Origin of the sequence: Rubrobacter marinus (assembly GCF_011492965.1) — a bacterium.
GTDB lineage: Bacteria > Actinomycetota > Rubrobacteria > Rubrobacterales > Rubrobacteraceae > Rubrobacter_F > Rubrobacter_F marinus.
Genome location: NZ_CP045121.1, coordinates 1,216,572 through 1,241,508, shown reverse-complemented (window position 1 = coordinate 1,241,508; position 24,937 = coordinate 1,216,572). Strand labels below are relative to the sequence as shown.

21 protein-coding genes are annotated in these 24,937 nt (G+C 68.9%); 6 read left to right on the top strand and 15 right to left on the bottom strand.

The annotated features are described in order from the left end of the window. Positions 1 to 71 precede the first annotated feature (71 nt). On the top strand, positions 72 to 1,463 hold the full coding sequence (locus GBA65_RS06445) for a hypothetical protein (RefSeq protein ID WP_166395864.1): 1,392 nt from the start codon (positions 72 to 74) through the stop codon (positions 1,461 to 1,463). Here GBA65_RS06445 and GBA65_RS06440 read toward each other — a convergent pair. From GBA65_RS06440 to GBA65_RS06400, 9 genes are all read right to left on the bottom strand, one after another. After that, the gene (locus GBA65_RS06440; protein WP_166395863.1) at positions 1,456 to 3,039 is read right to left on the bottom strand and encodes a succinic semialdehyde dehydrogenase; all 1,584 of its coding nucleotides are present in this window, start codon (positions 3,037 to 3,039) and stop codon (positions 1,456 to 1,458) included. The genes GBA65_RS06445 and GBA65_RS06440 overlap by 8 nt on opposite strands. An 80-nt stretch (positions 3,040 to 3,119) precedes the next feature. Beyond that, positions 3,120 to 3,752, bottom strand: a complete 633-nt coding sequence (gene trhA / locus GBA65_RS06435) for a PAQR family membrane homeostasis protein TrhA (protein WP_166395862.1) — start codon at positions 3,750 to 3,752, stop codon at positions 3,120 to 3,122. Between the two features lie 38 nt (positions 3,753 to 3,790). After that, a complete protein-coding gene (locus GBA65_RS06430) occupies positions 3,791 to 4,390 on the bottom strand; it encodes a glutathione S-transferase family protein (protein WP_166395861.1) in 600 nt (199 codons plus the stop codon). A 36-nt stretch (positions 4,391 to 4,426) separates the two neighbouring features. Then, on the bottom strand, positions 4,427 to 5,419 hold the full coding sequence (locus GBA65_RS06425) for an MBL fold metallo-hydrolase (protein ID WP_166395860.1): 993 nt from the start codon (positions 5,417 to 5,419) through the stop codon (positions 4,427 to 4,429). 103 nt (positions 5,420 to 5,522) lie between these two features. Beyond that, positions 5,523 to 6,002 (bottom strand): MarR family winged helix-turn-helix transcriptional regulator, encoded by a 480-nt coding sequence (locus GBA65_RS25785; protein WP_207956333.1) that lies wholly within the window; start codon positions 6,000 to 6,002, stop codon positions 5,523 to 5,525. Positions 6,003 to 6,300: 298 nt separating this feature from the next. Beyond that, positions 6,301 to 7,134 (bottom strand): alpha/beta fold hydrolase, encoded by an 834-nt coding sequence (locus GBA65_RS06415; protein WP_166395859.1) that lies wholly within the window; start codon positions 7,132 to 7,134, stop codon positions 6,301 to 6,303. Between the two features lie 207 nt (positions 7,135 to 7,341). Then, positions 7,342 to 8,520, bottom strand: coding sequence for a thiolase family protein (locus tag GBA65_RS06410; RefSeq protein ID WP_166395858.1), 1,179 nt, complete (start codon positions 8,518 to 8,520; stop codon positions 7,342 to 7,344). Positions 8,521 to 8,533: 13 nt separating this feature from the next. Then, complete coding sequence (locus tag GBA65_RS06405; protein ID WP_166395857.1) at positions 8,534 to 10,900, bottom strand: 3-hydroxyacyl-CoA dehydrogenase/enoyl-CoA hydratase family protein; 2,367 nt, start codon at positions 10,898 to 10,900, stop codon at positions 8,534 to 8,536. A gap of 17 nt (positions 10,901 to 10,917) precedes the next feature. Continuing rightward, positions 10,918 to 11,316: a PadR family transcriptional regulator gene (locus tag GBA65_RS06400; protein WP_166395856.1), complete on the bottom strand. Its 399-nt coding sequence runs from the start codon at positions 11,314 to 11,316 to the stop codon at positions 10,918 to 10,920. Between the two features lie 195 nt (positions 11,317 to 11,511). On the opposite strand from GBA65_RS06400, the gene GBA65_RS06395 reads away from it, so the two are divergent. The 3 genes from GBA65_RS06395 to GBA65_RS06385 all read left to right on the top strand — a co-directional run bounded on the left by GBA65_RS06395 (position 11,512) and on the right by GBA65_RS06385 (position 14,767). Next, positions 11,512 to 12,711 carry an acyl-CoA dehydrogenase family protein gene (locus GBA65_RS06395; protein ID WP_166395855.1) on the top strand — a complete coding sequence of 400 codons (1,200 nt, stop codon included), beginning with the start codon at positions 11,512 to 11,514 and terminating at the stop codon, positions 12,709 to 12,711. Between the two features lie 144 nt (positions 12,712 to 12,855). Then, positions 12,856 to 13,872, top strand: coding sequence for a zinc-binding dehydrogenase (locus tag GBA65_RS06390; RefSeq protein ID WP_166395854.1), 1,017 nt, complete (start codon positions 12,856 to 12,858; stop codon positions 13,870 to 13,872). 19 nt (positions 13,873 to 13,891) lie between these two features. Continuing rightward, entirely contained in the window at positions 13,892 to 14,767 is an 876-nt protein-coding gene (locus GBA65_RS06385; protein ID WP_166395853.1) for an alpha/beta fold hydrolase, read from the top strand. Between the two features lie 137 nt (positions 14,768 to 14,904). Here the strand turns inward: GBA65_RS06385 and GBA65_RS06380 are convergent, their stop codons facing one another. The 6 genes from GBA65_RS06380 to GBA65_RS06355 form a co-directional block, all read right to left on the bottom strand. Beyond that, positions 14,905 to 15,216 (bottom strand): thiol-disulfide oxidoreductase DCC family protein, encoded by a 312-nt coding sequence (locus GBA65_RS06380; protein WP_166395852.1) that lies wholly within the window; start codon positions 15,214 to 15,216, stop codon positions 14,905 to 14,907. A 137-nt stretch (positions 15,217 to 15,353) separates the two neighbouring features. Further along, entirely contained in the window at positions 15,354 to 15,803 is a 450-nt protein-coding gene (locus GBA65_RS06375; protein ID WP_166395851.1) for a VOC family protein, read from the bottom strand. Between the two features lie 108 nt (positions 15,804 to 15,911). Continuing rightward, the gene (locus GBA65_RS06370) at positions 15,912 to 19,196 is read right to left on the bottom strand and encodes a sensor domain-containing protein (protein ID WP_166395850.1); all 3,285 of its coding nucleotides are present in this window, start codon (positions 19,194 to 19,196) and stop codon (positions 15,912 to 15,914) included. Positions 19,197 to 19,360: 164 nt separating this feature from the next. Further along, positions 19,361 to 20,581 (bottom strand): isocitrate lyase, encoded by a 1,221-nt coding sequence (gene aceA / locus GBA65_RS06365; RefSeq protein WP_266096549.1) that lies wholly within the window; start codon positions 20,579 to 20,581, stop codon positions 19,361 to 19,363. Between the two features lie 343 nt (positions 20,582 to 20,924). Beyond that, complete coding sequence (aceB, locus tag GBA65_RS06360) at positions 20,925 to 22,523, bottom strand: malate synthase A (protein WP_166395848.1); 1,599 nt, start codon at positions 22,521 to 22,523, stop codon at positions 20,925 to 20,927. Positions 22,524 to 22,664: 141 nt separating this feature from the next. After that, positions 22,665 to 22,868 carry a hypothetical protein gene (locus GBA65_RS06355; RefSeq protein WP_166395847.1) on the bottom strand — a complete coding sequence of 68 codons (204 nt, stop codon included), beginning with the start codon at positions 22,866 to 22,868 and terminating at the stop codon, positions 22,665 to 22,667. 131 nt (positions 22,869 to 22,999) lie between these two features. Here GBA65_RS06355 and GBA65_RS06350 point away from each other — a divergent pair, with 131 nt between their 5' ends. Together GBA65_RS06350 and GBA65_RS06345 are read left to right on the top strand one after the other, a co-directional pair. Beyond that, positions 23,000 to 23,959, top strand: a complete 960-nt coding sequence (locus tag GBA65_RS06350; RefSeq protein ID WP_166395846.1) for a LysR family transcriptional regulator — start codon at positions 23,000 to 23,002, stop codon at positions 23,957 to 23,959. A 185-nt stretch (positions 23,960 to 24,144) separates the two neighbouring features. Beyond that, positions 24,145 to 24,849, top strand: coding sequence for a TerC family protein (locus GBA65_RS06345; protein ID WP_228281713.1), 705 nt, complete (start codon positions 24,145 to 24,147; stop codon positions 24,847 to 24,849). Positions 24,850 to 24,937: the final 88 nt, after the last annotated feature.

Genomic DNA, 24,937 nt, shown 5'->3' with positions numbered 1-24,937 from the left:
CGTGGGGCCTGGCATCCGCCTGTAGAATCGCGTGGTAGGTCGAAGGATTTGCGCGACGGACGGAGGTGAGGGTGACGGAGGATGGCGACAGGCCGGCTTCTTCGGGGGCGGTGCGGCGCTGGCTCGACGCGGCGCGGGCGCCGCTCGGGGCCGTGTTTCTGGTCGCCTACGCGGTGGCGGCCTTCGCGCCGGGTTGGGGGGTCGCGACGGCGGTCTTTCTGGGGTCCGGCCTGATCCTCTACGCGGCGTCCGTGCCCTTCTCGAGCTCGTTCCACAAGGGGCTCGCCCTCGTCGCTCTCGCGGCGCTGGGGGTGGCGATCGTCACGGGGAAGTTCGACGCCGGGGAGTTCGTCGGGGGGCTCCCGGCGTACTTCGGGGTGGTCGCGGTGCTGCTGGTCCTGAGCGCGGCGGGGTACCCGATCCGGGCGGCGCGCTACACCGCCCAGATCCGGGCGCTCATGGGCGCGCTGACGCGGAGGGGGGTGGGCCCCGGCCCGACCGCGGGGGTGCTGGGGCACGTCCTGGGCGCGGTCCTCGACGTCGGCTCCCTGGTGCTCGTGGACGTGATCTCACGGCGCGGGGCGCCGGCCGCGCGCCTGGAGGCGCTGACGTGGGCGGGTCGCGCCTTCTCCTTCGTCCCTTTGTGGACCACGTTGAACCTGTTGACCGCGACGACCATCGAGCTGACCGGGGTCGCCTACGGGGCGCTCCTGGCCGTCTCGCTCCCCTTCGTGGTGGTGGGCATGGTCGTGCTGCTCGTCGTCGCTCAGCGCGGGAAGCGGGAGATCGAGGACATCCCGGATACGCCGCTGAACCGGGGGGCGGCGGCGGTGCTCCTCTACCCCGTGCTGCTCGTCGCGGCGGTCGCGGTGGCGAACCGGCTCCTCCCCGGGCTCTCCCTGACGGCCGCCATCGCGATCACCGTCGCGGTGGTGGTCGCGTCCATCGCGGTCCTCGCGACCGTGCTGCTCCGGAGTACGTCCCCCCTGCAGAGGCTGAACGACGAGGTGCGCGGCTCTCTCGTCTCCTCGCACGCGGAGTTCGCCATCTTCGTCTCGGCGGGCATCCTGGTGCTCTCGCTGGAGGCGCTCGGCGCGCTCGCCCCGCTCGGGGAAGCCCTGGGGGCCCTTCCGCCATCGCTCGTCGCGCCCGCGCTCGCGCTCATCCTGGGGCTCGGGTTCATGGCCGGCATACACGTCGTGCCGCTGGTGCTGCTCATCAACACCGCTTTCCCCTTGAGCGAGGGACCGTCGCCCGCGCTGTGGGCCGTGGCGATCCTGCTCGGGTCGCAGTGCGCCCTGCTCCTGACGCCCTTCTCGAACTCCGTGACGATGCTCGCCCGGCTCTCGGAGCTGCACCCATTGGAGATCGGGCCGAAGCGCAACTGGAAGTTCGCCATCGTCCTCACCGTCGCGAGCGCGGCCTACCTCACGCTCCTGACCTTCCTTCTCGGGGCTACTTGAGGCCGGGGAGGCGCGAGAGCACCCTGAGGGCCGCCGTCGCGACCCGGGCGTAGCGCTCGGCGCCGAGCCCCGGGGGCGGCGCAACCGGGAGGACCCTCTGCGCGGCGACGGTCTGGGCCTCCGTGTACTTCTGGATGCCGTGCGCCCCGTGGCGGCGCCCGACCCCCGAGTCCCCGAAGCCGCCCATCGGGGCGTCGGTCGAGCCCCAGGCCGCGGCGTAGGCCTCGTTCACGTTCACGGTGCCGGACCGGAGGCGGGTGGCGAGGCTTCGCCCGCGCGCCTCGTCGCCGGTCCAGACGCTGGCGTTCAGGCCGTAGGGGCTGTCGTTCGCCCTCTCCACCGCCTCGTCGACGGAGGAGAAGCGCTGCAGGGAGACGACCGGGCCGAACGTCTCCTCGGCGAAGAGCGTCATCCCGGCGGTGGTCTGCGCGAGGACCGTGGGCTCGTAGAAGTAGGGGCCGAGGTCGGGGCGGGGGCGGCCGCCGGCGAGGACCGCGGCACCCTTCTCCACCGCGTCGCGGACGTGACCCTCGACCGTCTCGAGCTGCTTCCCGGAGACGAGGGAGCCCATCTCGGCGGAGTAGTTCAGGGCGCCGCCGAGCTTCAGGGCTCGGGTCTTCCGGGCGAAGGCCTCGGCGAAGCGCTCGTAGACCCCGTCGTGGACGAAGAGGCGCTCGATGGAGATGCAGAGCTGGCCGGCGTTGGAGAAGCAGGCGCGCACCGCGCCCTCCGTCGCCTTCTCCAGGTCGGCGTCGCCGAGCACGATCATGGCGTTCTTGCCGCCGAGCTCCATGGAGTAGTCGATGAGCCTCTCGGCGGCCTGGGCCGCGACCGTGCGGCCCGTCCGGGTGCTGCCGGTGAACATGAGGAAGTCGACGCTCTCGATGAGGGGAGCCCCGAGCTCGGCCCCCCGTCCGGTGACGACGCCGAACAGGTCCCGCGGGAGGCCGGCCTCGAGGAGAAGCTCCGCGGCCCACAGCGCCGCGAACGGGGTCTGGGCGTCCGGCTTGACGACCGCGCCGTTGCCGGCCATAAGCGCCGGGATGGCGTCGGTGACGGCCAGGGTGAGGGGGTAGTTCCACGGCACGATAAAGCCGGCGACGCCCTTGGGGTGGTGGTACTCCCGCGTCGAGGTGAGGAGCGGGTAGGCGCCCTGCCTCCGGCGGGGGCGCAGGTGGCCCTTCGCGGTGCGGGCGTAGTAGCGGGCGACGATCGCGACGTCCAGCACCTCCTCGAAGGCGTGGCCGCGAGCTTTGCCGCTCTCGAGCTGCACGAGGTCCAAGACCTCGTCCTGGCGCTTTAGCACGAGGTCGTGGAAGCGCATGAAGATCCGGGCGCGCTCCTCGAAGCTCGTCCGGGCCCAAGACTTCTGCGCCGCGCGTGCCCGGCGGGCGGCCTCCCGGACGTCGTCCCCGGTCCCCCGGGGCACGCTCCCGAGGACCTCGCCGGTGAACGGGGCCTCGACCTCGATCTCCTCGCGGTCGCCGCCCGCTAGGGTGACCCGCTCCCCGAGGCGCTCCAGGAGCGCCGCGTCTATGCGTCCTCTCGTACCGTAAGCCGCTCGTCCGACCTGCATGTGAATGGCCCTCTCTTCGCGTTCGTCGCGTCCCGGTCATGTTGCCCGGGGCGCGGCGGCAGAAACCTCTCCCCCACCCCCTAGGCCGACGGGGCCAGGACGTAGAGGGCGATGGCGAGGTAGTGGCAGACGCTGCCCGCGATCACGAACAGGTGCCAGACGGCGTGGGAGTACGGGATGCGCTCCCAGGAGTAGAAGATCGTGCCCACCGTGTACGCCAGGCCGCCGGCGAGGAGCAGGGCGATGGCGCCCGGCGAGAGGAGGAGCAGGATGGGCCTCAGGGCGAGGATGCAGATCCAACCCATAAGGACGTAGGCGACGGTCGAGAGGTAGCCGAAGCGGCCGGTGGCGAAGACCTTGAAGAGGATCCCGGCGACCGCCAGCGCCCACACGGCGCCGAAGAGCGCCCAGCCCCAGCCCCCGCGCAGGCTCACGAGCGTTATGGGGGTGTAGGTGCCGGCGATGAGCAGGTAGATCGCGCAGTGGTCGAGCAGCCTGAGAACGTCCCTCGCCCTCGTCCCCTTGAGCGCGTGATACAAGGTCGAGGCGGCGTAGAGCCCCACCAGCGTCGCGCCGTAGACCGCGGCGCTGACCACGTGCCAGCCCTCCCCCCTCTCGGCGGCCAGAGCGACGAGCACGACGGCGCCCACGATGCTCGCGAGGAGCCCCAGCCCGTGCGTCACGCTGTTGGCGACCTCCTCCCGGACCACCACGGGAGGGGCCGTGTCCCGCGGCCCAAGCTAGCCCTCCGTTATGGGACGTACCCGGGCTGGGACGCGACGCGCCGGATCCAGGCGCGCACGAAGGGGTACGGCTCGAGGTCGAAGCCGCCCTCCGGGGCGACGTGGGTGTAGGCGTAGAGGGCCACGTCCGCGATCGTGTAGCGCCCCCCGACAAAGAAATCGTTCTCCGCGAGGTGGCCCTCCATCACCCCGAGGGCGGCGCGGCCCAGCTCCCGCTTCTGCCGCAGCGAGATCCGGCGCTCCTCCGTCATCTCTATGCCGTGCGTCGCCCAGAACCTCGGCGTCGCGACGTTCGGCTCGTGGCTGTACTGCTCGAAGAACAGCCAGGAGAGCACCCGCGCCCTCCCCATCGGGTCGTCCGGCAGATACGACGTGCCCTCCGCGAGGAAGAAGATTATGGCGTTCGACTCCGGGAGGAACTCTCCCCCTTCGGTCTCCAGGACGGGGACGCGGCCGTTGGCGTTGATCCCCCGGAGAAACTCCGGGGTGCGCGTCTCCCCGCGGTCGATGTCGTACTCGATCCGCTCGTACGCGACGCCGAGTTGCGCCAGGAGGAGCCGGACCTTGTAGCCGTTGCCCGAGGAGAGGTTGTCGTGCAGGCGGATCATGGCTGTCCCCTACGCCGGGTCCGAAACCTCCCTATCCTACGACGCCCGGAAGCGGACGAGGTCTTCGGACTCGACGCGTTCCGCCCGTCCCTGCAGGACGAGGTGGTCGAGGTGGGCGAGCGTCTCTGCGAGGGCGAAGCAGCGCTCGTAGATCGAGAGGCCGTAGCGGAAGACCTTGCGCGAGACCTCGAAGGGGGTCCTGGGCCCGTCCTCGACCTCCCGGAGCATCTCCCCGAGGCGCTCCTCGTGGTGGGCCAGAAGCTCGTCCACCCGGCCACGCAGGTCGTGGAAGATCGGGCCGTGCCCCGGCAGGACGAGCTCGACGGGCAGGTCGCGCATCGAGCGGAGGCTCTCCTCGTAGCGGAGGAGCGGGTTCGGGGCGGTCTCGGGCCAGAGGCCGACGTTCGGCGTTATTTTCAGGAGGACGTGGTCGGCGGCGAAGAGGATCCTGCGCCCCTCGTCGTGCAGCACGACCTGGTGATCCGCGTGCCCCGGCGCCCGCACCACCCGCGCCATCCCGGGCCCCAGCGGCAGCTCCTCCCCCTCCTCCAGCGCCACCATCTTCTCCGGCAGCGCGAGGCTCGTCCTCATGCTCGCCGTCGCCCGCTCGGTGGTCTCCCGGTCCATCCCGTGCCTGACGAGGTGCTCGACGAAGCGCGACGTGTCCCGGTTCTCCCACACGGCTCGGGCGTTGCGAATCTCGCTCTCCAGCATGTACACCGGCGCCCCGCTCGTCTCCTGGAGCCAGCGCGCCGCACCCAGATGGTCGGGATGGAAGTGCGTGACGATGATCCGGGAGACGTCGCTCTCCAGGCCGAACCCGAGCGAGCGGGCGCCGGCCTCCCAGGCCGCCTTCCCCTCGCCGTAGTCGAAGCCGGTGTCGATCAGGGTCCACCCGTCGTCCCCCTCGACGAGGTACGCCGAGACGTAGACGAGCGGGATGGGGATCGGCACCTTGAGCTGGTGTACCCCCTCCGCGACCTCGGCCACCTCGCCGACCGGCTGCGTCCCGAGCCGCGAGGGCGACACCGGCCCGATCTTCGCGCTTTCTCTCTCCGGGTTCATGGCGAGAGAGGCTAACACACTTCCGGGCGAGGCCGCGGACGCCGGCGCGGCTCGCTCGTGCCCCGGCCTACCCGGTCGGCGCCCGGCGCAGCGCGGCCCGCAGCTCGGCGAGCCTCACGCGAAGCTCTTCGATCCCCTCGTCGGAGAGGCCCGTGGCCTGTTCGATGGCGCGCGGGATGTGCCGCGCGCGCTCCCGGAGGGCGCGGCCCTCCGGCGTGAGCGTCACCTCCACCTCGCGCTCGTCGGCCGCCCGGCGCTCCCGCCGGACGAGCCCCGCCGCCTCCAGGCGCTTGAGGAGGGGCGAGAGGGTGCCCGAGTCGAGCTCCAGGACGCGGCCGAGCTCCTTGACCCCGCGCGGGTCGTCCTCCCACAGCAGCAGCATCACGAGGTACTGAGGGTAGGTGAGGCCGACCTCCTCCAGCAGGGGCCTGTAGACCGCCGTCATCGCGCGCGACGCGGCATGCAGCCCGAAGCAGAGCAGGGCGAGCTCGGAGCTCGCCGGCCCGTTCGTTTCGGCCCCACCCCGGTCTTGTAGCCCGTCAGACATCATCCGCTCACTCACATCACCCGTATACCACGCCCGGCGAGAGGCCGCGCCAGGCCGACCACGGCGCCCTCCGGAGTCCCGACCCTACCCCACGAGGAGGGCGAGCAGCTCACGGTCGAACCGCTCGGAACCCATCATAGAACAGACCGTCGCCGCCGTTCTCGGACCGGACGAAGCCCGGGCTCTCGATGCCGGCCCGCGCGAGGCCGGCGAGGTCGAAGGGGCACGACAACTTCGCCGCGTGGGATTCGTCACGGGGATGGCCGCGGCGGAGACGCCGCGGCCATCCGGTAGCGCCCTAGCCCAGGAAGTCGAGCAGCGCGCGGTTGAACTGCTCGGGGTGGGTGGCGTTTACGCCATGCGGTCCGCCCTCGATCACCACGAGCTGGCTGTTCTCGATGGCCTCGTGCGAGCGCCTGCCGCTGACCTCGAACGGGACGATCGCGTCGAAGTCGCCGTGTATGACCAGCGTCGGTACGTTTACCCTGGCGACGTCGTCGCGGAAGTCGGTGTACGAGAACGCCGAGATGCAGTCCAGCGTCCCCTTCGGCGAGGCGAAGGCCGCGATCTCGCGGTTGTACAGCCGGAAGGGCTCGCTGACCAGATCGTTCCGGTCGCCCGCCGCGAAGAAGCCGGTGGTGAACCCGTCGAGGAACGCGATGCGGTCGCTGCGCACCCCGTCCTGGAACTGTCTTATCGTGGCGTCGTCGAGCCCGCCCTCGGGGTTGTCGTCGCTCTTGTAGAGGTACGGCGGCACGGCGGCGGCCAGCACGGCCTTCGACACGCGGTCGGTGCCGTACTTGCCGATGTAGCGCACCACCTCGCCGCCGCCCATCGAGAAGCCGACCAGCGTCACGTCCCTGAGGTCGAGCTGGGTGAGCAGCGCGTCCAGGTCCGCGGCAAAGGTATCGTAGTCGTAGCCGCCGTAAGGCTGCGAGGACTTGCCGAACCCTCTGCGGTCGTAGGCGATGACGCGGTGGCCCGCATCGACGAGCGCCGGAACCTGCTTCTCCCACGACCGGCCGCTCAACGGCCAACCGTGGATCAAGACGACCGGGCTCCCCGACCCCTGATCCTCGTAGTACAGCTCGACCGGTGTGCCGTTCTCTTCTCCAACCCGCACGAACGCCATGTCGCGTCTCCTCGCTCTCGCGTCCACTAGACCAACGCGCACAATTATATTGCGCACTATTTATTAGGTTGTGGCCGGGTTTACCGATTCTCGCGCTCATTCTACGGCTTGCGGGGGAGGTACGGTCGTCGGCGGCCCGCGAAAAACGGAGCCCCCGCCGCGGCGCTACGGCCGCGGCGGGGGCTCCGTTTTTCGCGTGGGCCGAGCCTAGCTCTGGAGGTTCTCGAAGATGCCGGCGGCGCCCATGCCGCCGCCGATGCACATGGTGACCATGCCGTACTTCGACTCCCGCCGCTTCATCTCGTTCATGAGTTGGACGGTGAGCTTGGTGCCGGTGGCGCCCATGGGGTGGCCGAGGGCGATGGCGCCGCCGTTCACGTTCAGCTTCTCCAAGTCGAGGCCGAGGTGGCGGATCGAGGCGAGCGCCTGGGCGGCGAAGGCCTCGTTGAACTCGATGAGGTCTATGTCGTCGAGCGTGAGCCCCGTCTGCTCCAGGACCTTCGGGATGGCGACGGTCGGCCCGATGCCCATGACCTCGGGGCGTACGCCGCCGACGGCGAACCCGACGAAGCGCAAGAGGGGCGTCAGCCCGCGCCGCTCGGCCTCCTCGCGCTCCATGACCACGACGGCGGCGGAGCCGTCCGAGCGCTGGGAGGAGTTGCCGGCCGTCACCGTGCCGTTCATCTGGAAGACCGTCGGGAGCTTGGCGAGCTTCTCCAGGGAGGTGTCGCGCGGGCCCTCGTCGCGCTTGAAGGTCGTCTCCATGTGCCGGTGCTCTCCGTCGTCGTCGACCCAGTTGTAGGCGACGTCCATCGGCACGATCTCCTCGTCGAAGCGCCCCTCGTTCACGGCCTTCTGGGCGAGGGTGTGGCTTCTGAGGGCGAACTCGTCCTGGTCCTCGCGCGAGACCCCGAACTCCTTCGCGACCTGCTCGCCGGTCAGGCCCATCCCCATGTACACCGCCGGGTTCGTCTCGACGAGCCCGGGGTTCGGGGAGAAGGTCGGCATCTCGAGGGTGGAGGACATGTGCTCGACGCCGCCGGCGAGGACGGTCGTGGCGTGGCCGACCATGATGCGCTCGGCGGCCATGGCGATCGTCTGCAGCCCCGAGGAGCAGAACCGGTTTATCGTCTGGGCCGGGACGGTCTCCGGGAGGCCGGCCCTCACGGAGCCGAGGCGGGCGAGGTTGTAGCCCTGCGTCCCCTCGGGCATCGCGCAGCCGAAGATGACGTCTTCGATCTCGCCGGGGTCGAGCCCGTCCGCCCGCTCGACCGCTCCCCGTATGGAGGCGGCGGCGACGTCGACGGGGTGGGCCCCGCGGAGGGTGCCCTTCGGCGCCCGGCCCACCGCGGTGCGGGCGCCGGAGACGATCACTGCTTCCTTCATGGCGATTCCCTTCTTAGTTGCGTAGCGGTTTGCCGGTCTTCAGCATCGCGCCGATGCGCTCGTGCGTCTTCTCGTTCTTCAGCAGCTCCAGGAAGGCTTCCTTCTCGAGCTTCAGGATGTACTCCTCCGGGACCCACTGCGGCAGCGAGAGGTCGCCGCCGGTCAGGACGCGGGCGAGGTGGCCGGCGATGACGCCGTCGTACTCGGAGGCGTAGCGCCCCCACTGCAGGGTCTTCACCCCGATCTCCAGCGCCGTCCGAACCGACTCTCCGGAGGCGTAGATGCCCTTGTCGTGGATCGGGGGGGCGTAGCCGTCGGCGAGGTCGAGGACCTCGCGCTTGGCGGTGTTGATGAGGTGGTCGGGGTTCATCACGACCCGGTCGTCGTCGTCCAGGTACCCCATCTCCTTCGCCTCCAGGGCGCTGGAGGAGACCTTGGCGAGGGCGATGTTCTGGAACGCCTCCTGCACGTAGGGCAGGGCGGGGGCGCGGGTGTGCATCGCCGGGGAGACGAGGCGCCTTATGAGCTCCTTCGTGCCGCCGCCCGCCGGGATCAGGCCGACGCCGACCTCGACGAGGCCCATGTAGGTCTCGCCGGCGGCGCAGATCCTGTCGGCGTGCAGCGCGATCTCCGCCCCGCCGCCCAACGTCTGCCCGTGCGGCGCGGCGACGACGGGCTTGGAGGCGTAGCGGAAGCCCATCAGGAGGTTCTGCAACGCCTCGACGGCCCTGCCGACCCCTTCGAGGTCGCCCCCCTGCGCGGTCCCCGCGACCTCGCCGAGGTTCGCCCCGACGCAGAAGTTCCTGCCCTCGTTGCCGATCACGAGCCCGGCCCAGTCCTCCTCCTCGAGCCTGCGCAACGCCTCGTTGCCGAGCTCGACCACCTTCGCGTCGATGGAGTTGCCCTTCGAGTGGATCTCGAAGCACAGGACGCCGTCGCCGAGGTCGAGGAGGCTCGCCGAGTCGTTGCGCGAGATCTCCCCCCCCTCACCCCGCACCTCGTCGAGCGAGAGGATCATGGGGTCGACGCGCACGGGCTCGTACTGCCCGTTCACGGGGCTGAACTGGAGCTCCTTCGACCCTTCGGTCTTGTAGAAGCTCTCGTTGCCGCCCTCCAGCATCTCCTTCACCCACGGACCCACCTCGATGCCCAGGGACTCCATCTGCTCCACGGTCTTGGCGACGCCGAGGAGGTCCCAGGTGCGGAACGGGCCGGCCCTGTGGGCGAAGCCCCACTCCATCGCGTGATCGACGTCCTCCAGGGTGTCGCTGATCTCGGGGACGCGGCGCGAGGCGTACGCCATGTACGGCAGCAGCGTGTCGCGGAGGAACCTGGCGTGCCGGTCGTCTTCGGCCCTGTCCATGAGGAAGCGGAGCCTCGCGCCGAGGTCGCCCTGGCCCTGGGCCTCCTCGAGGATCGGGACCTCCGGGTTCTGGACGGGCTCGTGCTCGAAGGTCTCCAGGTTCAGGACATCGAAGACGGTCTTGCCGTCCCGCTTGCCCCTCTTGTAGAAGCCCCCGCCGGTCTTGTTGCCGAGGAGGTTCTTCTCGACCATCTCCTTCAGCTTCGGCGGCGGCTTGAGCTCCTCGCGCGACTCGTCCTCGGGGACGAGCTCGTAGAGGTTCTCGGCGACGCCGACGGCGATGTCGAGGCCGACCTGGTCGTTCAGGCGGAAGGTCGCGGTCTTCGGGTGGCCGATCAGGGGGCCGGTTATGGCGTCGATCTCCTCGATGCCGTAGCCGTTCTCGAAGGCGTACCTCGCCGACTGCATCCCGGCGAAGGAGCCGATGCGGTTGCCGATAAAGTTCGGGGTGTCCTTGGCGATCACGCCGCCCTTGCCGAGGACGCGCTCGCCGAAGGCCCTGACCGCCTCGACGACCTCCCCGTCGGTCTCGGCGGTCGGGATGATCTCGAGCAACTTCAGGTAGCGCGGCGGGTTGAAGAAGTGCGTCCCCAGGAAGCGCTTCTTGAAGCCCTCCGAGCGGCCCTCGGCGACGCTGTGCAGCGGGATGCCGGAGGTGTTGGAGGAGATGACGGCGTTCTCCTTGGCGATCTCCTCGACGCGCGCCATGAGCCCCTGCTTCGGCTCCAGCTTCTCGATGATCGCCTCGAGGATCCAGTCGGCCTCGGCGACCCTGCCGAAGTCGTCGTCGAAGTTGCCGATGCGTATCCGCTCGGCCACGGATCGGCTCATGAGGTTCGCGGGCTTGGCCTTCATCATGCGCTCGTACCCGCCCTTGACGACGGCGTTCTTGTCGTCGCCCTCCTTGGGCGCGATGTCGAGCAGGTCTACTTCGAGGCCTGCGTTGGCGCAGTGGGCGGCGATGGCAGCACCCATCGTCCCCGCCCCCAGTACCGCGACCCTCTTGATCCTATGCATGGTCGAGCTCCCTTTCCCTAGTCGCCCTTGCCGTAAAGCTCGCCGTGAATAGCCTCCACGGCCCCCTTGACCCTCAAGAGGTGGTCCTCGAAACGCTCCTTGATCTCGGCGTACTTCTCTTCGCCCGCCGAAGTGATGGTGTAGAACCTGCGGCTCTTCGTCTCGGGCTTCTCCCACTCCCCGGCGACGTAGCCCTTCTCCTCCAGGCGCCTCAACAGCGGGTAGATCGTGTTCGGCGAGACGCTCATTACCCCGCCCGTGATCTCCCGAACCCCCTTGATGATGCTGTTCCCGTACTCCGGCTTCTCCCGGACGAGGTGCAGGATCAAGAGCGGAAAAACGCTCCGCGACTTGACCTCGCTCAGGAAAACGTCCTTCGGCGTCGCCGCCCGAACCTCTCCTACTCCCTCAGCCAAACCGACGTGGCTCCCCTCTTCCCGAACCGCTTCCGAGTCTAGCAACGGTCCCGTGCCAGCGCACGATTTTTAGACGCCACGCAACGGAAACTTGTCTTTTTTGACAACATCAAGGATGATAACAGGAGTGAAGGGCGTTTGCCGGGGTGCCATGTTAGAGTTGGCGCCGGGCAAGGAGACTTGAAGGAGGCGGTTTTGCTAGCCGACGTGACGCAATCCTTGGGGACCGATTACTACCTGCTCGAGGAGCTCCTGACGGAGGAGGAGAAGGAGGTCCGGGACAGGGTCCGGGCGTTCGCGGATCGGGAGGTCATCCCGGTCATAAACGAGTACTGGGACAAGGCGCAGTTCCCGTTCGAGCTCATCCCGAAGGTCGCGGAGCTCGGGATCGCGGGGACGACCATCGAGGGCTACGGGTGCCCGGGGATGAGCCACCTCTCGGCGGCGCTCATCGCCATAGAGATGGCGCGCGGGGACGGGAGCTTGAACACCTTCTTCGGGGTCCACTCCGGGCTCGCGATGGGGACGATCCACATGCTCGGCTCGGAGGAGCAGCGCCAGCGGTGGCTGCCGGCGATGGCGAAGCTCGAGAAGATCGGGGCGTGGGGCCTCACGGAGGCCAAGCACGGCTCCGACTCGGTGATGCTGGAGACCAGCGCGAGGCGCGAGGGCGACGAGTACGTCATCAACGGGGAGAAGCGCTGGATCGGCAACTCGACCTTCGCGGACCTCGTCATAATCTGGGCGCGCGACACCGAGGACGGCCAGGTCAAGGCGTTCGTCCTGGAGAAGGACGAGAACGGCCGCATGCCCGAGGGCTACTCCACGGAGTTGATCAAGGGCAAGATGGGCAAGCGGGCCGTCTGGCAGCCGGACATAGCGCTGGAGAACGTGCGCGTGCCCGCCGAGAACAGGCTCGAGGGGGCCAACTCCTTCAAGGACACCAACAAGGTCCTCACGGCGACGCGCGGCGGCGTCGCGTACGAGGCCGTCGGGCACGCCATCGCGGCGTACGAGGCGGCGCTCACGTACGCGAAGGAGAGGGTGCAGTTCGGCAAGCCGATCGCCTCCTTCCAGATTATCCAGAACAAGCTGGCGAACATGCTCGCCGAGATCACGACCATGCAGCTTATGTGCTACCGGCTCGCCAAGCTCCAGGAAGAGGGCAAGATGACCGGCCCGATGGCGTCGCTCGCGAAGATGAACAACGCCAAAAAGGCCAAGCTGGTCTGCTCGATGGCCCGCGACTGCATGGGCGGCAACGGCATCCTGCTGGAGTACCACGTCGCCCGCCACCTCTCGGACATGGAGATCGTGTACACCTACGAGGGGACCGACACCATCCAGTCCCTTATCGTCGGCCGCGACGTCACCGGCATCTCGGCGTTCGTGTAGAGCAGCACCCACCAGCTCAACGGCCGATTCCGAGCGCCGGTCGGGGACCCTCCCCGGCCGGCGCTCTCGTCTGCCGGTAGGGAGCCGCCGAAACCATTAAGCTGACGGCTGGAAGGAAGCGGCGTTCGACCGAAGGGAGAGCATGTGAAGGCCATTCGCTTGCACGAGCTGGGCGGTCCGGAGAACCTGGTCTACGAGGACGTGCCCGAGCCGGAACCGGGCCCGGGAGAGGTCGTCGTACGGCTGAGGAACGCGGCCCTCAACCGCCGCGACGTGTTCGTGACGCGGGGGATGTACCCCGGGGCGAAACCCGACGCCCTGCCGGTGACCCTCGGCTCGGACGGCTCCGGCGAGGTTGCGGCTCGGGGAGACGGGGTGAGCGGCCCGGGCGAGGGCGAGGAGGTCCTTATACATCCGTCGCTCTACTGGGGCGACGACCTGCGGATCTCGGGCAAGGACTACCGCATCCTCGGGCTCCCGGAGGACGGGACGTACGCCCAGTTCGTCAAGGTGCCGGCCGAGAACGTCTTCCCGAAGCCCGCCCACCTCTCCCAGGCCGAGGCGGCGGCCATCCCGCTCGCGGCGCTCACCGCCTACCGGGCACTCTTCACGCGCGGGGGGCTTCAGGGCGGCGAGACCGTGCTCGTGCCGGGCATCGGCGGCGGGGTGGCGACGTTCCTCGTGCAGATGGCGAGCGCGGCGGGAGCGAAGGTCTTCGTCACGTCGGGGAGCGACGAGAAGATCGAGAAGGCCAGGGAGCTCGGCGCCGAGGGCGGCGTGAACTACGAGACCGAGAACTGGTCCAAGGAGCTGCGCGGGATGGCCGGCGGGGTCGACCTCTCCGTGGACTCCATCGGGGGCGAGGTCTTCGACGCCCTCGTGACGCTCGCGAAGCCCGGCGGCAGGGTGGTGACCTTCGGGGCGACGGCGGGCCCGGTGCCGAAGCTGATCATGCCCAAGATCTTCTTGAAGCAGCTCGACGTCCTCGGCACCGCGATGGGCAGCGCCCGGGAGTTCGGCGAGATGCTCGACTTCTACGAGAAGCACGACCTGCACCCGGTGATCAACGAGACCTTCGAGCTCGAGGAGGCCACCGCCGCCATGAACCACATGGAGGAGGGCAAGGGCGTGGGCAAGATCGTCCTGAACATCCCCGCGTAAGGGCGGGCGAAGGGGCGCGTTGCGCTCGTCGATCTACCGAACCGCCGAGGGGGCGGTGCGGATCGAGGCGCTCTACGGCGAGGCGCTCGCCGCCCTCGGCGTCGGCCACGAGAGCCGCCGGGTCGGGACGCGCTCGGGCGAGACCCACGTGCTCGTGGCCGGCCCCGAGGACGCCCCGCCCGCGGTCTTTCTGCCGGGCGGCAACTTCCTCAACCCCACCTGCCTGCGGTGGTTCTTGCCGCTGGCGCGGCACCACCGTCTCTACGCGCCGGACATCGTGGGCCAGCCGGGCAGGAGCGCGCAGGAGAGGCCGTCGCCCCTCGGCGACGGCCACGCCTTCTGGTTGGAGGACGTCATGGACGGCCTCGGCCTCGAACGCGCGCCGCTGGTCGGCCTCTCCTACGGGGCGGGCATCGCCATCCGGACGATGGGCGCCGTGCCCGAACGTATCTCGCGGGCGGCGCTGGTCTCCCCCGCCGGACTGGTCCGGGGCCCCGTCCCGCCGATGCTCGCCCGCGTGGTCGTCCCCATGCTCCTGTACCGCCTCCGGCCCACCGACGAGCGCCTGCGGCGGGCGACCGCCCCCCTGCTGACGGAGCCCGACGGCCTCGCCGTCCGCCAGCTCGGGGCGGTCTACCGTCACGTCAGGCTGGACGCCGCCCTGCCCCGGTTGGCGACGGAGGAGGAACTGGAGGGGTTCGGCGGGCCCGTGGCGGTCTTCGCCTCCGAGAACGACCTGTTCTTCCCCGCCCCGGCGGTACTCGCGCGGGCGCGGGAGGTCTTCCCGAACCTGGCCCACTCCGAATGCCTCGCGGGGTGCCGCCACGTCCCCTCGAGAGCCGCGCTCGAAAGCGTGTGCGACCGCATCCGTGTGCTTCTGGGATCTGCTCCTTAGGCTGATCCAACCGTCCGCGCGGGACGGCTATCCCTCTGAATCATCGGCGCTACGCCCGGCCTGCCGGGTCCGCGCGGGACGGCCTGCGCTACAGGCTTCGATCGGGGCGCATCTCGCGGTCCCGGAGGGCGTCCTACCTACTGGCACTCGTCCGGGTGCTGCTTGCAGTAGGGCTCGTCGCCGGGGAGCTTGCCGCGGTTATCCGCGACGAACTGGTAGGCGACGTCCTGGAGGAACGAGATGCCGGGCAGCTCGTAGAGAGAGAGCGGCAGCCTCGTCCCGAGCGCGACGGCGAGCGAGGCGTCGATCGCGCCCGCGCCCCGCCACCTGCGGCGCGGCTCGCCCGGGACGTCGCCGGGCTCATAGGCCCAGGCGGCCTTCTCGCAATCCCCGGTGGAGAGCCCGGCGGAGGCCGGGACGCCCTCCTTCTGGTACGGCACCACCGTCACGCGGCGGTCTCGGTCGAGCGCTCGAACCCAGCGCGCCGACCGCGTTCAGAAGTGTCAGGCCCCGTCGAAGATGAGCGTCAGCTTTTCCGGTAGATCCGCCATGATTCCCCTTCCTCTGCGCGTGACGCGCACGTCTCCTACCGCCGCGGGTAGAGCGTGGCCCCTTCGTCGCCCTCCCCCACCTTCTCTATGTGCCCGACGACCGAGCGGTCCAGCGTGGAGGCGTCCGGCCAGTTGACCTCCACCATGTTCCCGGCCGGGTCCCGGAGGTAGAGCTGCGCCGCCCCGTCGGGGAGCTCGTAGACCTTCGAGAAGTACCCCTCCCCCACGACGGCTCCGAGCCCGCGAGCCTTCTCGTACGCCGCCTCGAAATCGTCCACGTCCAGGCCGAAGTGGTGAGCGCGGGGTGCCTGCTCCTCGCTCAGGAAGAGATGAAGCTGGAGGTCTCCCACCCGCAGCCAGCGCACCGGGTACGGGAAGCCGGGGGCCGGGATTTCCTCCATCCCGAACAGCCCCGAGTAGAAGCGCACCGACTCGTCCAGGTCGCGCGCGTGGACGCTGGCGTGGGTAAAGCCCTTTGCTCGCAATTGCCCATCCCCTTCCTGCTCGGATGCAGAGAAGATACCAGCCCGGCTGAGTCCGGATCGGACCGTGCGGGGACGCGGCGCTCATCCAGCCCCGCTCGGCATGGGCGTCTACTTGCGGCGCTCGCCCATCAAGAGGCTCGTGATGGTTTCGGCGGGGGCGGGGCGGGCCAGGTAGAAGCCCTGCCCCATGTCGCAGCCGAGGCCCTTCAGGAAGGCGAGTTGCTCGGCGGTCTCGATGCCCTCGGCGACCACCTCGAGGCCGAGGGCGTGGGCGAGGCCGACGGTGCCGGAGACGATCGCGTCGTCCTCCGGCTGCTCCCCGAGGCCCGCGATAAACGAGCGGTCGATCTTCAGGCAGTCGACCGGCATGCGCTTGAGGTAGTGCAGGCACGAGTAGCCCATCCCGTAGTCGTCGATGGCGAACCTGACCCCGATGCCCCTGAGGCGCTCGAGCTTCCCGAGGGCGAACTCGGCGTCGTCCATCATGGCGCGTTCGGTGATCTCCAGCTTGAGCAGGGACGGGTCGAGCCCGGTCTCCGAGAGCGTCTCGGGGATAAGCTCCGGCTCCTGGCCGAACTGGCCCGTCGAGAGGTTGACCGCGACGAACGGGGGATCTTTTGGGCGCAGGGCCCGCCACTCCCCGGCCCGGCGGCAGGCCTCCTTCAGGACCCCGCGGCCGATGGGGCGTATGAGGCCGGTCTCCTCGGCGAGGAGGATAAACTCGGCCGGGGTCACGATGCCCCGCTCCGGGTGCCTCCAGCGCACGAGCGCCTCGACCCCGCGCAGGATCCCCGAGCGGACCTCGACGATCGGCTGGTAGTGGACGGTGAACTCCTCGCGTTCGACCGCGCGCCTGAGCTCGTTCTCGAGGCTCATCCGCTCCCTCGCCCTGAGGCCCATGCTGGGGCTGTAGATCTCGGTGCGCGCCTTGCCCCGGTTCTTTGCGGCGTACATCGCCAGATCCGCCCGCCGCAGGAGCGACTCCGGCTCGTCCTCGGAGGTGTTGCTCATGGAGATCCCGACGCTCGGGCTGACGAAGACCTCTCTGCCCTCCACGTCGAAGGGCGCTTGCAAACGCTCCCCGATCCGGCCGGCCACCGCCCTCGCGTCCTCCATCCCGGTCGGGGCTTCGAGCAGGATCGCGAACTCGTCCCCGAAGAGCCGGGCGACGGTGTCCCCGGGCCTCACGCACCCCCGCAGGCGCTCCCCCACCCCCACGAGGAGGGTGTTCCCGGCGTGGTGGCCGAGGGAGTCGTTCACCACCTTGAAGTCGTCGAGGTCCACGAACAGGACCGCGACGGGAAGCTCCAGCCGCTCTGAACGCACCAGGGCGTGGGAGAGCCGGTCGAGGAAGAGGGCGCGGTTGGGGAGGCCGGTGAGCCCGTCGTGCAGCGCCTGGTGGCGGAGCTGCTCCTCCATCTCCCTGCGCTCCGTGATGTCGCGGCTGATCCCGACGAGACCCGTGACCCCGCCGGAGCCGTTCCCGAGCTGCACCTTCGTCGTGGAGAGCCACCGGCGGCCGAGCTCCCGGCTCTCGACCGGCTCCTCCTTGTCCACCAGCGGCGCGCCGGTCTCGATCACCGCCCGCTCGTCCTCGTGGTAGCGCGCCGCGAGGTCCTTCGGGAAGACGTCGAAGTCGGTCTTGCCGGCGAGCTCCTCCTCCGTGGCGCCGATGGCCCGCGCGTGCGCCGCGTTGTTCATGACGAAGCGGCTGTCCGTGTCCTTGACGTAGATGTAGTCGGGCATGTTGTCCACGAGGGTGCGCAGGAGGTTGCGCTCCTCGGCGAGCCGCGCCGCGGCCCTCTTGCGCTCCGTGACGTCCCGGGCGACCACGCAGAGGACGTCCCGCCCGCCGTAGTGGACGACGGTCGCGCTCGCCTCCACGTCCACGAGCGAGCCGTCGCGGCGGCGGTACTTCTTCTCCGCGCAGCCGGTCGTACGCCGCTCCCGCAGGCGATGCTCCACCTCGCGGTCCACGCTCTCCCGCTCCGCCGCCACGAAGTCGTAGATCGTCATCCCGCTCAGGTCTTCGACCTCTTCGCGCCCGAGCAACGAGCCGAAGGAGGCGTTCGCCTCCAGGACGCGCCCGTCGACGGGGTCGAAGAGGTAGATCGCCTCCACGCTCTGCTCGACGACCGCGCGGTGGAGCTCCTCGCTCTCCCGCAGGGCCTCCTCGGCGCGACGGCGCTCGGTGACGTCGAGAAACTGGGAGATGCAGTGGCTCGGGCTCCCGTCGCCGTCGCGCACCAGGGAGACGTTCAGCAGGACCCAGACCACCTCGCCGTCGGCCCGGACGTAGCGCTTCTCCAGGCTGTACTTGTGCTCGCCGTCGCGGACGGCCCTCTGCGCGTAGGCCCTGCTCTTCTCAAGGTCGTCGGGGTGGGTGACGTCCGAGGAGGTCTTCCCGAGCAGCTCCTCCTCCCCGTAGCCCAGGATCTCGCAGAGCGCGCGGTTGACCCGGAGGTAGCGGCGGTCGAGGCGCGGCGAGGACTGGTCCGGCAGCGTGACGAGCGCCATGCCGATGGGCGCGTCCTCGAAGGCGCCCCGGAAGCGGCCCTCCGCCTCGGAGAGGGCCCGCTCGGCCGCCCTGCGCTCGGTGACGTCGAGCAGGTAGCCCTGGCGGCGGTGCAGCCTGCCTTCCTCGTCCCTGAGCACCACCGACTCGTCCCGCACCCAGACGACGCCGCCGTCGCGCCTGACCATGCGGTACTCCATCCGGAACGGCTCCCCGGTCCTGTTGGAGCGGTCGTTCGCCGCGAGGACCCGTTCGCGGTCCTCGGGGTGCAGGCACCTGGCCCAGAGCCCCGGTTCGGCCAGGCGCTCCTCCGGCGTGTAGCCCAGGAGGTCCTTCAGCCGCGAGTTGATGAAGAGGCACGTGCTCAGCTCGTCGAGCTCGCCGATGTAAGTGACGACGGGGATGTGCTCCGCGAGCGCGCGGAAGCGTTCCTCGGCCTCCACCCGCTCGGTGACGTCCCGGGAGTTCACGACGAACCCGCCCACCTCGGGGTGATCCAGCAGGTCGTTGCCGACGGCCTCCAGGTGCCGCCAGGAGCCGTTCGCGTGCCGGCAGCGAAAACGCACGGGCCCGGCGTCGCCCTTGCGCCCGGCGACGACGCCCCGAAAGGAGCGCCGCACGAGCTCGCGGTCCTCGGGGTGCACGAGCTCGAAGGCGTCTGTACCCTCGATCTCCTCGGCCCTGTAACCCAGCGCGTTCTCGTTCGAGGGGCTCTCGTACAGGATGCGCCCCCGCGCGTCGAGGACGGTGATCAGATCCGAGGAGTTCCGGACCAGGGCGTCGAAGATCTCCTTGCCCCGTCGCGACCCGTTGCCGGCCGAACCCCACCGGGAACTGCGCCGGGATGCTCCGCCCGGTACCGGCCCGTCTCTCTCCAACTGCCTGAACGCCCCCTAGACTCCGCCGCGTAACGTGCGCGCAACAGTATACATACCGAAATTCATATCTAGCTACCGCCACGGCGTCGCTCACCGCCGGACGCGAAGGAGGGGGCCGATCTCTCGGCCCCCTCCTGGGGTGTCGCTGGCTTTGGGCCCGAGGGCTACTTTATAAGCTGGCCCTTCTCGTCGGCGATCTCCGTCCTCGGGTCGTCGTCGACGTCGTTAAACTGGGCCTCCTCGGTGGAGCCGGTGAGGGCGGTGGTGGAGGCCATGCCGCCCGCGACCACCTGGGCCACGTCGTCGAAGTAGCCCGCGCCGACCTCGCGCTGGTGCTTCGTCGCGGTGTAGCCGTCCTTCTCGTTGGCGAACTCGCGCTGCTGGAGCTCGGAGTAGGCGGCCATGCCCCGGTCCTTGTAGTCGTTCGCGAGCTCGAACATGGAGTTGTTCAGGGCGTGGAAGCCCGCGAGCGTCACAAACTGGAACTTGTAGCCCATCGCCCCGATCTTCTCCTGGAAGGTGGCGATCTCCTCGTCGGAGAGGCGCTTCTTCCAGTTGAAGGAGGGCGAGCAGTTGTACGCGAGGAGCTTGCCCGGGAACTGCTCGTGGATGGCGGCGGCGAACTTCTCGGCCTGCTCGAGGTCCGGCGTCGAAGTCTCGCACCACACGACGTCCGCGTACGGCGCGTAGGCCAGGCCGCGGGCGATCGCCTGATCCAGGCCGGCCCGCACCCGGTAGAAGCCCTCCATCGTCCGCTCGCCGGTGAGGAACTGGGCGTCGGACGGGTCGACGTCGCTGGTGATGAGGTCGGCGCCGTCGGCGTCGGTCCGGGCGACGATCACGGTCGGCACGCCCATGACGTCGGCGGCGAGACGCGCGGAGATCAGGTTGCGAACGGCCTGCGCGGTCGGCAGCAACACCTTGCCGCCCATGTGGCCGCACTTCTTCTCCGACGCGAGCTGGTCCTCGAAGTGAATGCCGGCGGCCCCCGCCTCGATCATGGACTTCGTGAGCTCGAAGACGTTGAGGGCGCCGCCGAAGCCGGCCTCGGCGTCGGCCACGATCGGGGCGAACCAGTTGATCCCGTTCCTACCCTCGGAGTGGTGGATCTGGTCGGCGCGCTGCAAGGTCTGGTTGATCCTCTTGACGACGTGCGGCACGGAGTTGGCCGGGTAGAGGCTCTGGTCGGGGTACATTTGCCCGGAGAGGTTCGCGTCGGCCGCGACCTGCCAGCCGGAGAGGTAGATGGCCTCGAGCCCGGCCTTGACCTGCTGCATGGCCTGGTTCCCCGTCAGGGCACCCAGCGCCCTCACGAACGGACGCTCGTGCATAAGCTGCCAGAGCCTCTCGGCCCCCATCCGCGCCAGCGTGTGCTCGATCTGCACCGAACCCCTGAGCCGCGCGACGTCCTCCGCCCCGTAAGGACGCTCGATCCCTCGAACCGGGGACCGTTGAAGTACCCCTCTATCTCCGCCGAGTCGTTCTTGCCGTTCTGCTGCATCCAACCTCTCCTTCCATCGGAACTTCTACCTTACCCTTGCACATACGTTCAGTCTAGACGTATGTGTCTAGCGCACGCAACCCGTCAGGTAGTCGGGGGGTTGCGTGGGGCGTGGGTACGTGGCCCACGCTCCGGGGCAGGAGGGCGGGAACCGGCGGTCTCCGGTTGGAGCCGCCGGCCTGTCCGCGGGGTCGGATGTCGGTGTCGTGAAGGATGCTGCGTCCGATCTAGTCCAGGTACTCGTAGCCCGGGATGGTCAGGAAGTCGACGAAGTTCTTGTCGGTGGAGATGCGGTCGAAGAGCTCGGCGGCCTTGCCGAACTCGTCGCGCTCGAAGCGCTCGGGGCCGACGAGCTCCTTGATGTTGTCGAGCTCTTCGGCGAGCACCTTGCGGAAGAGCTCCTCCGTCACCTCGGTGCCGTCGTCGAGGACGCCGGCGTCGTTGTGGATCCACTGCCACACCTGGGCGCGCGAGATCTCGGCGGTCGCCGTGTCTTCCATGAGCCCGTAGACGGGGATGGCCCCGCGCCCAGCGAGCCAGCCGCCGAGGTACTGCACGCCGACGTTCACGTTCAGCCGGAAGCCCGCCTCGGTGATGTTCCCCTCCGGCTTCTCCAGAAGCTCGGCGGCGGTCGGGTTCACGTCGGGGCTCTTCTCGTTGATCTGGTTCGGCCCCTTCATGTGCTCGTCGAAGGCCTCCATCGCGAGCGGGACCATGCCGGGGTGGGCGATCCAGGTGCCGTCGTGGCCGTCCCTGGCCTCGCGCTCCTTGTCCTCGCGCACCTTGGCGTTCGCCTTCTCGTTCTCCTCGGGGTCCTTGGAGGGGATCTGGGCCGCCATCCCGCCGATGGCGTGGGCGCCGCGCTTGTGACAGGTCTTGATCGTCAGGAGCGAGTAGGCGCGCATGAACGGGACGGTCATCGTGACCTCGGAGCGGTCGGGGAGGAGCAGGTCCTTCTCGCGGAACTTCTTTATGTACGAGAAGATGTAGTCCCACCGGCCGCAGTTCAGGCCCGCCGAGTGCTCGCGCAGCTCGTAGAGGATCTCGTCCATCTCGAACGTAGCGAGGATCGTCTCTATGAGGACGGTCGCCTTGATGGTGCCGCGCGGCACGCCGAGCTCGTCCTGGGCGAGGTTGAAGACGTCGTTCCACAGGCGCGCCTCGAGGTGGCTCTCCATCTTCGGCAGGTAGAAGTACGGGCCGGAACCGCGGTCCAGGAGCGTCTGGACGTTGTGGAAAAAGTACAGGCCGAAGTCGAAGAGGCCGCCCGGGACCTCGTGCCCGTCCACGATCATGTGCTTCTCGTTGAGGTGCCAGCCGCGCGGGCGGGCGATGATCAGGGCTACGTCCTCGTTGAGCTCGTAGGCCTTGCCGGTCTTCGGGTCGTCGAAGGTGATGGTGCGAAGGTTCGCGTCGCGCAGGTTGAGCTGGCTCTCCAGCATGTTGCGCCACGTCGGGCAGTTGGCGTCCTCGAGGTCCGCCATCCACGTCTTCGCCCCCGAGTTCAAGGCGTTGATCGTCATCTTGCGGTCCGGAGGGCCCGTGAGCTCCACGCGCCGGTCCTGCAGGTCGTCGGGGATCGGGGCTATCTTCCAGTCGCCGTCCCTGATCTCCTTCGTCTCCGGCAGAAAGTCCGGCATCTCGCCGGCGTTGATCCTCTCCTGGCGCTCGGCGCGCTTCCGTAGAAGCTCGTCCCGCCTGCCGGTGAACTCCCGCGCGAGCTTCGCGACGAAGGCGACCGCGTCGTCGGTGAGGATCTCGGCGAACTCGTCCGGTATGGGAGCCGTGAACTCGACCCCCTCCGTCCCCTGCCTCGTACTAGCCATAAAGTTTCGGGCTCCTTCCTTCTCTACACGAGATCCCGCGACAGCCCGCCCGCGGCTCCCTCTAAACAGGAGCCACTTTAGCAAGCCGACGCGGCATCCACACCGCAGAGACCGACGCCCAAAACCCTCTTACCCGCTCCCCTAGACCGCGACCGCGACGCGCTGCTCGACCCTCACCGGACGCACGTACACGATGCAGCACGTCGGGACGCACTGCCACCGGTACAGCACCTCGTACCGCCGAACGCCCAGCCAGACCTCGGTGCCCATCGTCGGGGCCTCGTCCTCGTGACGCTGCTCCAGTATCTCCTCGGTCTCCGAATCCCTGTACTGAACCGGAATCATCTCCGCTCCTTCCGTCCGCTCCTCAACGTGGCACCAAGTTAACAACGCGTTTACTATAAGTCCAATTGTTTGCTTGTATCGTCGCAATAGATTATGTTTATACCGACAGGTCACGGACGGAAGGGGCCGGCGTGCTGTTGAGGCAGCTCGAGTGTTTTCTGGCGGTGGCGCGGCTCGGGAACGTGAGCCGTGCGGCGGAGGAGATGTACCTGACGCAGCCGACGCTGACGGCGCGGTTGAAGGCTTTGGAGGACGAGTTGGGGGATCAGCTCTTCGTGCGGACGAGCCGCGGGATGCGGCTCACGCCGGCGGGCCGTGAGTTCCGGCCGTACGCGGAGCGGTGCATGGCGAGCATCGAGGAGGGGAAGCAGCATCTGCGGGAGCTTCGGGGGGCTTCGGGCGGCAGGATCTCCATAGGGACGTCGCCCGGCGTCAGCACGTACGCGCTGCCGGCGATACTGGAGCGGTTCACGGCCGTGCATCCCAGGGTGTCGGTCTCCGTCAGGACCGGGCACTCGGAGGACGTGCTCGAGATGGTGCTCAAGGAGGAGGTGCAGCTCGGGATCGCGCGGGACGTCGGCCACCCCGAGGCGGAGAGCGTGACGCTCTACGAGGACGAGCTCGTGCTCGTGACCGACCCGGGCCACCGCTTCACTGAGAAGAGCTCGGCGGAGCTCGCCGAGGTCGGCCGCGAGCAGCTTATCCTCTTCGACCACGCCTCGGGCTACTACGAGGCCACCCAGTCCCTCTTCAAGGACGCCGGCATCCGGGAGCTCAGCACCATAGAGCTGGACAACATAGAGGCGGCCAAGAGGATGGTCGAGCACCGCCTGGGGGTGGCTTTCCTGCCCCGCACGGCCGTCGTGAGGAGCGTGGCGGCGGGGCACCTCTCGCTTATAGAGGTCGAGGACGCCCCGGAGATGCAGCGGCCCATCGTCGCCCTCAGGCGCCGCGACGTCCCCCTCACCGGCACCGTCGCCGCGTTTCTGGAGGTGGCGAGCAAGATGGGCGAGACCGGGAGCAGGGCCCAGCTCTCCCCCACCCTCGCCGCCGAGTTCGAGAACCTGCAGCTTATAGACCTCTTCTCGTAGAGATCCGGCCTCCCCGCCCGTGCCCGCCGTCGCCGCGAGTACTCCCCGTCGCCTGGCGGCGTTCGTGAAATCGGCGTGCGGCAAAAGACACAAAAGTAACGTGCTATCCTCGGGACTGCGAGTATAATGCTCCGATCGTCTCCGCCGGTCAGCGGGGACGGAAAGAGACTACGAAAGGCAACATTTTGGCGGACTTTTTCACGGCGGAGATGCTCGGCCGCTTCCTCGGGGTACTGCTCATAGACCTGATCCTCTCCGGGGACAACGCGGTGGTTATCGCGCTCGCGGTGCGCAGCCTCCCCGAGGATGTCAGGAGGAGGGCGATCCTGCTGGGGGTTGCCGGGGCCGTGGGCCTGCGCCTCTTGTTCGTGTTTATCGTCTCGTACCTTATAAGCCTGCCCTACTTGCAGCTCGTCGGCGGGCTGGCGCTGTTGTGGGTCGCGTGGAGGCTCGTGCAGCACGACGACGAGGAACAGGAAGTCAAGGAGGGGTCGGGGCTGTGGAGCGCCGTCGGGATCATCATGGTCGCCGACGTCGTGATGTCGCTGGACAACGTGATCGCGCTGGTCGGGGTCTCCGGCGGCAGCGTCACGCTGGTGGGCATCGGCATCGCGCTGACGATCCCGCTGATCATCTTCGGGGCCTCCATCTTGAGCTACATAATGAACCGCTTCCCCATCCTCGTTTACCTCGGCGCGGGCCTTCTGGTCTACGTCGCCGTCGAGCTCATGTTCGACGACCGCTCGAGCATCGGGCAGGCCATCTCGCACGCCACCGAGGGCTTCCACGTGATCATCGCCCTCGCCGCCGCCCTGATCTTCACGGCGATCGCCTACCTCTACACGCGCAGCCAGGCCACCCCGGAGGTGAGGCGCACCCCGGGCAAGTAGCCCGCGGGGACGTCCCCGCCGTCACGGATGCCGCCCCACGCCCGTCGTATACTCCGTGGAGGTTCGAGAGCTTTTCGGAGGAGTGACA